This window comes from Kitasatospora sp. NPDC004669 (genome assembly GCF_040609455.1).
Taxonomy (GTDB): domain Bacteria; phylum Actinomycetota; class Actinomycetes; order Streptomycetales; family Streptomycetaceae; genus Kitasatospora.
The window spans coordinates 39,017-45,064 of the sequence record NZ_JBEXKB010000068.1; the positions used below are offsets into that span (position 1 = coordinate 39,017).

Annotated in this window: 4 protein-coding genes; 1 reads left to right on the forward strand and 3 read right to left on the reverse strand. The window is 74.1% G+C overall.

The features are described 5' to 3' along the window. Positions 1 to 5: 5 nt before the first annotated feature. The 3 genes from ABZW30_RS37585 to ABZW30_RS37595 are packed head-to-tail and all read right to left on the reverse strand — an operon-like array spanning position 6 to position 3,190. Complete coding sequence (locus ABZW30_RS37585) at positions 6 to 1,085, reverse strand: hypothetical protein (protein ID WP_355675771.1); 1,080 nt, start codon at positions 1,083 to 1,085, stop codon at positions 6 to 8. 13 nt (positions 1,086 to 1,098) lie between these two features. Continuing rightward, positions 1,099 to 2,043 (reverse strand): NAD-dependent epimerase/dehydratase family protein, encoded by a 945-nt coding sequence (locus ABZW30_RS37590; RefSeq protein WP_355675772.1) that lies wholly within the window; start codon positions 2,041 to 2,043, stop codon positions 1,099 to 1,101. A 22-nt stretch (positions 2,044 to 2,065) separates the two neighbouring features. Continuing rightward, positions 2,066 to 3,190: a DegT/DnrJ/EryC1/StrS aminotransferase family protein gene (locus tag ABZW30_RS37595; RefSeq protein ID WP_355675773.1), complete on the reverse strand. Its 1,125-nt coding sequence runs from the start codon at positions 3,188 to 3,190 to the stop codon at positions 2,066 to 2,068. 405 nt (positions 3,191 to 3,595) lie between these two features. On the opposite strand from ABZW30_RS37595, the gene ABZW30_RS37600 reads away from it, so the two are divergent. Then, a complete protein-coding gene (locus ABZW30_RS37600; protein ID WP_355675774.1) occupies positions 3,596 to 5,803 on the forward strand; it encodes an MMPL family transporter in 2,208 nt (735 codons plus the stop codon). The last annotated feature ends 245 nt before the right edge of the window (positions 5,804 to 6,048 follow it).

A 6,048-nucleotide genomic window follows, 5' to 3' on the forward strand; every position in this document is an offset into this window, starting at 1 on the left:
CCGGGTTACCCCAACCCCACCCGGTCCATCGCCGCCCCGAAGCCCTTGCGCCACCCGTCCGGCGAGGCCCCGACCGACGGCCGCGGCTCCGGCCGGCCCAGTGCCGCGAGCGCGTTGCGGACCACCTCGGCCGGACGGGCGGTGGCGACATCGGCGTGGCCGAGCTCCAGTTCGTGCTGGAGGTTGTCCCGCCCGTGGCCCTGCACCACGTCGAGCAGCAGCAGCCGCCGCCCGAGCGCCCGGGCCTCGCTGCAGGTGTCGCCGGAACTGGTGACCACCAGGTCCGCGGCTGCCATCAGTGCCGGGATCCGGTCGGTGTAGCCGAAGGGGTGCAGCCGGGGCCGGCCGCGCGCGGCCGCCCGCAGCCGCCGCTCCAGCTCCTGGTTGCGCCCCGCCACGGCCAGCACGTGCGGCCCGGCGGCGGCGAGCGAAGCGGCGGTGCGGGCGATCGGCCCGAGCCCCCAGGAGCCGGACATCAGCAGTACGCACTCGGCCTCCGGTGGGACGCCCAGCTCGGCGCGCGCCTCGGCCCGGCCCGGCGCCCGGTAGAACGGCTGCCGCAGCGGGGCGGGTACCACGGCGATGTCGGCGTCCGGCCGGTAGCGGCGCACCGCGCAGGCGGCGACCTCGGAGGTGACCAGGAACACGTCGGTGCCGTCCTGCACCCAGATCCGGTGCGGCGTGACGTCCGTGCAGAACACGAAGTGCGGGAAGTCCCGGTCCGGCAGCTTGTTCACGGCCGAGGTGGCAGTGGCGAACACCGAGACCACCAGCTGCGGCCGCTGAGCCCCGACCAGCTCCCGCAGCGCGGGGACCAGCCGGGTGCGGGCGGCCGCGTCGATGAGCAGGGCGAGCCGCGCGCCCGGGCGAAGCGCCGAGAAGTGGAAGGCGTCGTAGGCCCCGGGCAGGTCGAGCAGCCGCCGGAAGACGGCCTCCCCTGCGGCGCCCGAGCGCTGCCCGAGCAGGGCCATCGCGTCCACGGTGCTGGTGGTCCAGCCGCGTTCCCGCAGGGTGTCCGCGCAGGCCTGTGCCATCACGTCGTGGCCCTGGCCGAGCGAGCCGGAGACCAGCAGGGCGTGCGGCATCGGGCGGCCCCGGTCAGCCGGCGGCGGACGCGGCGGCGGAGGTTCGGTACCAGTCGGCGTACCGGCGCACGCCGTCGGCGAAGTTGGTGCGCGGCGACCAGCCGAGCAGCCGCTTGGCCTGGGCGGAGGAGATCCGCCGCCCGGTGTAGTCGGCCTTGCGGCCGCCGATGTGCTCGATGGTGACCGGTCCCAGCAGTCGGTCGACGGTGTCGGCGATGTCGCGCACCGAGACGGCCGTCGAGCCCTCAAGGGCGAAGGTCTGGTCCTCGGCGTCGGGGGAGAGGGCCCGGACGTGGGCGTCGGCGAGGTCCTCGACGTAGACGAAGTTGCGGCTCTGCCGGCCGTCCCCGGCGATGGTGATCGGCCGCCCGGTCAGCGCCGCCTGGACGAACCGGGCGACGACCAGCTCGTCGCGCATCCTCGGGCCGTACGGGATGCCGTAGCGCAGGATGGTGAAGTGCTGCCCGTACAGCTCGCGGTAGCTGTGCACCAGCATCTCGGCGGCGAGCTTGGTGGCTACGTACAGGTGCCCGCTGTGTTCCAGCTCGATCGGCACGTGTTCGTCCAACTCCTGTTCCTCGCCGTCGAGTTGCCCGTCGGTGAGGGCGGCGCCGTAGACCCACACGGTGCTCGCCAGGACGGTACGGCTCAGGCCGCTGCGCCGGGCGGCCTCAAGGACGGCCTCGGTGCCGTCGATGTTGGTGCGCACGGCCCGGACCGGGTCGGCGAAGACCTGCTCGACGTCGGCCATCGCGGCGAGGTGGTAGACGACCTCGCTGCCGGCCAGCGCCGAGGTCAGGGCCGGCAGGTCGAGGACGTCGATCCGGGCGTGCTCGGCGTCGGGGTGGAGGTACTTGTCGTTCGGGTCCACGGCGAGGACCTCGTGGCCGGCCGCGATCAGATGGTCCACGACGTGTGAGCCGATGAACCCGCAGCCACCGGTGACGGCTATCCGCACGGTCTTGCTCCCTTCGCTCCGGCTACCCGGCCATCCGCCGGTGCACCGCCGAGACGGCCTCGATCACCAGCTCCGCCTCGTCCTCGGTCATGTCGGAGTGCACTGGCAGGCAGACCTGCCGGGCGCAGACGTCCTCGGCCGCCGGCAGCGGCCCGCCCCGGTACGGTTCGAGCACCGGCTGCAGGTGCAGCGGCAGGTCGTACACCTCGCCGGACAGCCGTACGCCGTACTCCTCGGCCACCGCCCGCTTGAACGCGGCGCGGTCGACGCCGGTCGGCAGCAGCGCCACGTACTTGTAGTAGTTGCCGCGGCAGCCGGCCGGTTCGAGCACCGGCTCCAGCCCGTCCAGGCCGGCCAGTGCCGTGTCGTAGCGGCGGGCGACGGCGCGGCGGGTCTCGATGAACTCCTTGAGACGGCGCAGGTGCACCGTTCCGACGGCGGCGTGCAGCTCGCTCATCCGCCAGGAGTAGCCGAGCCGGAGGTGGTGGTTGGTGCCGAAGGAGCCCTTGCCCTGGTCGCGGTAGATCCGGGCCTCGTCGCGCAGCTCCGGCGACTCGGTGAGGATCATGCCGCCCTCGCCGCTGGTGGTGACCTTGGTCGGGTAGAAGGAGAAGGCCCCGGCCAGGCCGAAGGTCCCGGCGGCACGGCCGTCGTAGCTGCTGCCGTGGGCGTGCGCGGCGTCCTCGATCAGGGGGATGCCGCGCTGGTCGCAGAGGGCGCGCAGGGCGTTCACCCGCGGGGTGACCAGCCCGCCGATGTGGACGAGTACGACGGCCGCGGCATCCGGGGTGAGGGCCGCGGCCAGGGTCTCGGGGGAGAGCGCGAGGGTGGCCGGGTCGACGTCGGCGAACACCGGGCGGCCGCCCGCGTGGACCACCGCGCCGGCCGTGGCGTAGAAGGTGACGGCGGGGACGACCACGTCGCGGCCCCGGACGTCGACCGTGCGCAGGATCACCTCCAGCGCCGCCGTGCCGCTGCTCACCGCGACGGCGTGCGAGGCGCCGTGCTCGGCGGTGAAGGCCTGCTCGAAGCGCTCGGTCCACGGACCGAGGGTGAGCGCGCCGGTGGTGAGCATCTCGGTCACGGCGTCGGCGACGGCCGCGCGGTCGTTCTCGTCGAACACGATGCGGGCGGCTGGAACGCCCATGGGGCACCTCCGGCGGCGGGCTGGGGTCAGCACCGATCGGGTCGGATCAACCCGAACCGTACGGAAACGGTCGGGCCAGGCACATCACGCTACTTCGCCCGGGCGGCCCCGGCCCGTCGTCGCCGCCCGCCCAGGTGAACCGGGACTGCTCCCGCCGCAGGCCACCACCCTGCTCCCGGCCGCTTCCGGGCGGGCCTGCGGTTGCTTCCGCCGCGGGGCGTGCGCTCCTCCGTACGGGGGAGGGGCGTACTGCGTCCGCAGTACGCAAACGGCCTGCGCAGGGACGACGACGGAGCAGGGGGCCGCGATCAAGGATTGGTCATGCTGCGGGCGGACCAGGTCCGCCCTCGTTCACCCGTCCCCGAACCCGAACCCGAACCCGAATCCGAAGGAGTCCGCTCTCCCGTGGCCACGTTCCTCTACCGCCTGGGCCGATGGGCCTTCGTCCGGCGCCGGCTGGTGACCCTGCTCTGGGTCGCCGTGCTGGCGGTCTGCGGAGTCCTGGCGGCCAAGGCGCCCGCCGCCCCTGACGACGGCTTCTCGATGCCCGGCACGGAAGCGCAGAAGGCCTTCGACCTGATGAACGAGCGCTTCCCCGGCGGGCACGCCGACGGAGCCTCGGCCCGCCTGGTGTTCGTCGCGCCCTCCGGCCAGAAGATCACCGCGCAGTCCAACCAGAAGGCCGTGGAGAAGACGGTCGCCGAGCTCGCCCACGCCGAGCAGGTCACCGGCGCGGTGGACCCGTTCAAGATGCAGGGCGCCGTCTCCAAGGACGGCACCACGGCGTACGCGACGGTCAACTACTCCGTCAAGGCCGGCGAACTGTCCAAGGGCGCCACCGACGCCCTCCAGCAGGCCGCCCAGCACGGCCGGGACGCCGGGCTCAAGGTCGAGATCGGCGGCAACGCGCTGATGGCCAAGCCCGAGACGGGCGGCAGCAGCGAGGCGATCGGCATGGCGCTGTCCGCCGTCGTCCTGGTGATCACCTTCGGCTCGCTGGTCGCCGCCGGCCTGCCGCTGCTCACCGCCGTGATCGGCGTCGGCCTGGGGATGTCCCTGATCGCCGCGCTCGGCAGCACGCTCGGCCTCTCCTCGACCACCGGCACGCTGGCGATGATGCTCGGCCTCGCCGTCGGCATCGACTACGCCGTGTTCATCGTCTCCCGCTACCGGGCCGAGCTGTCCGAGGGCCGTACCCCGCAAGAGGCGGCCGGCCGGGCCGTCGGCACCGCCGGCTCCGCGGTGGTCTTCGCCGGTCTCACCGTGGTGATCGCCCTCGCCGGGCTCTCCGTGGTCGGCATCCCGCTCCTCGCCAAGATGGGCATGGCCGCGGCCGGTACCGTCGTCATCGCCGTGCTGATCGCGCTCACCCTGGTGCCCGCGCTGCTCGGTTTCATCGGCCGCAAGGTGCTGCCCCGCAAGGTCCGCAAGGCCGAGGGCCCCGCCCAGCCGGCCGGGGCCAAGGAGAACGGCGGCGCCCGCTGGGCCCGCTTCGTGCTGCGCCGCCCGCTCGCGGTGCTGCTGCTCGGCGTGATCGGCCTCGGCGCGCTCGCGGCCCCCGCGCTCGACCTGCGGCTCGGCCTGCCCGGCGACGAGGCCAAGCCCACCTCCACCACCCAGCGCCGCGCCTACGACCTGCTGTCCGAGGGCTTCGGTCCCGGCTTCAACGGCCCGCTGACCGTCCTGGTGGACGTCAAGGGCACCGCGGACCCGAAGGCCGCCGCGGGCGAGGTCGCCAAGACCGTCTCCGGCCTGCCCGGCGTGGTCACGGTGACGCCGCCGATGTTCAACAAGGCGGGCGACACAGCCCTGCTGAACGCCATCCCGGCCACCGGCCCGGCCGAGGCCGCGACCAAGGACCTGGTCCACACCATCCGTGGCCACGCGGCCGGCCTGAAGGCCTCCACCGGGGCGACGGTCCTGGTCAGCGGTACGACGGCGATGAACATCGACGTCTCGCAGAAGCTCACCGACGCGCTGCTGCCCTACCTCGCCGTGGTCGTCGGCCTCGCCGTCCTGCTGCTGCTGGTGGTCTTCCGCTCCGTCCTCGTCCCGCTCAAGGCCGCGCTCGGCTTCCTGCTCTCGGTGGCCGCCGCGCTCGGCGCCGTGGTCGCGGTCTTCCAGTGGGGCTGGCTGGCCGACCTGATCGGCGTGGAGCAGACCGGCCCGGTGATGAGCATGATGCCGATCTTCATGATCGGCGTGGTCTTCGGCCTCGCCATGGACTACGAGGTGTTCCTGGTCACCCGGATCCGCGAGGGCTACGTGCACGGCGAGCAGCCCGGTGAGGCCATCGTCACCGGCTTCCGGCACAACGCCCGGGTGGTCACCGCCGCCGCCTTCATCATGATCGCCGTCTTCGCGGGCTTCATCGGGATGAGCGAGCCGATGATCAAGATGATGGGCCTGGGCCTCGCCGCGGCCGTCGCCTTCGATGCCTTCGTGGTCCGGATGACCGTCGTCCCCGCCGTCCTCGCCCTGCTCGGCCGCCGCGCCTGGTGGCTGCCGCGCTGGCTCGACCGGCTGATACCGGACGTCGACGTCGAGGGCAGCAAGCTGCACGCCGCCGCCCCCGAGGCGGCGGCCCCGGTCCGCGAGTCGGTCACCGTCTAGTCCCGGCACCGACCGGCACCGCCCGGCACCGACCGGCACCGCCCGGCGCGAACCGGCACCGCCCGGTCCGGCGGCGGTCGGCTCGGACACCGGTTCGACCGCCAACCGTTACCGTTGCTGTCGGGGCGCCGCCCGCGCGGCGGCCCCCGACCCGGCGCGGGGGGGGCCCCCCCCCGGGGGGGGGGGGGCCCCGCCAGGCCGCCCCCCCCCGGGGGGGGGGCGGGGGGCCGCCCCCGCGCGGGCCG

What these genes read in the sequence shown, in the direction of transcription:
- ABZW30_RS37585 (WP_355675771.1), bottom strand. Translation starts at nt 1,085, where the DNA reads ATGCCGCACGCCCTGCTGGTCTCCGGCTCGCTCGGCCAGGGCCACGAC.
- ABZW30_RS37595 (WP_355675773.1), bottom strand. Translation starts at nt 3,190, where the DNA reads ATGGGCGTTCCAGCCGCCCGCATCGTGTTCGACGAGAACGACCGCGCG.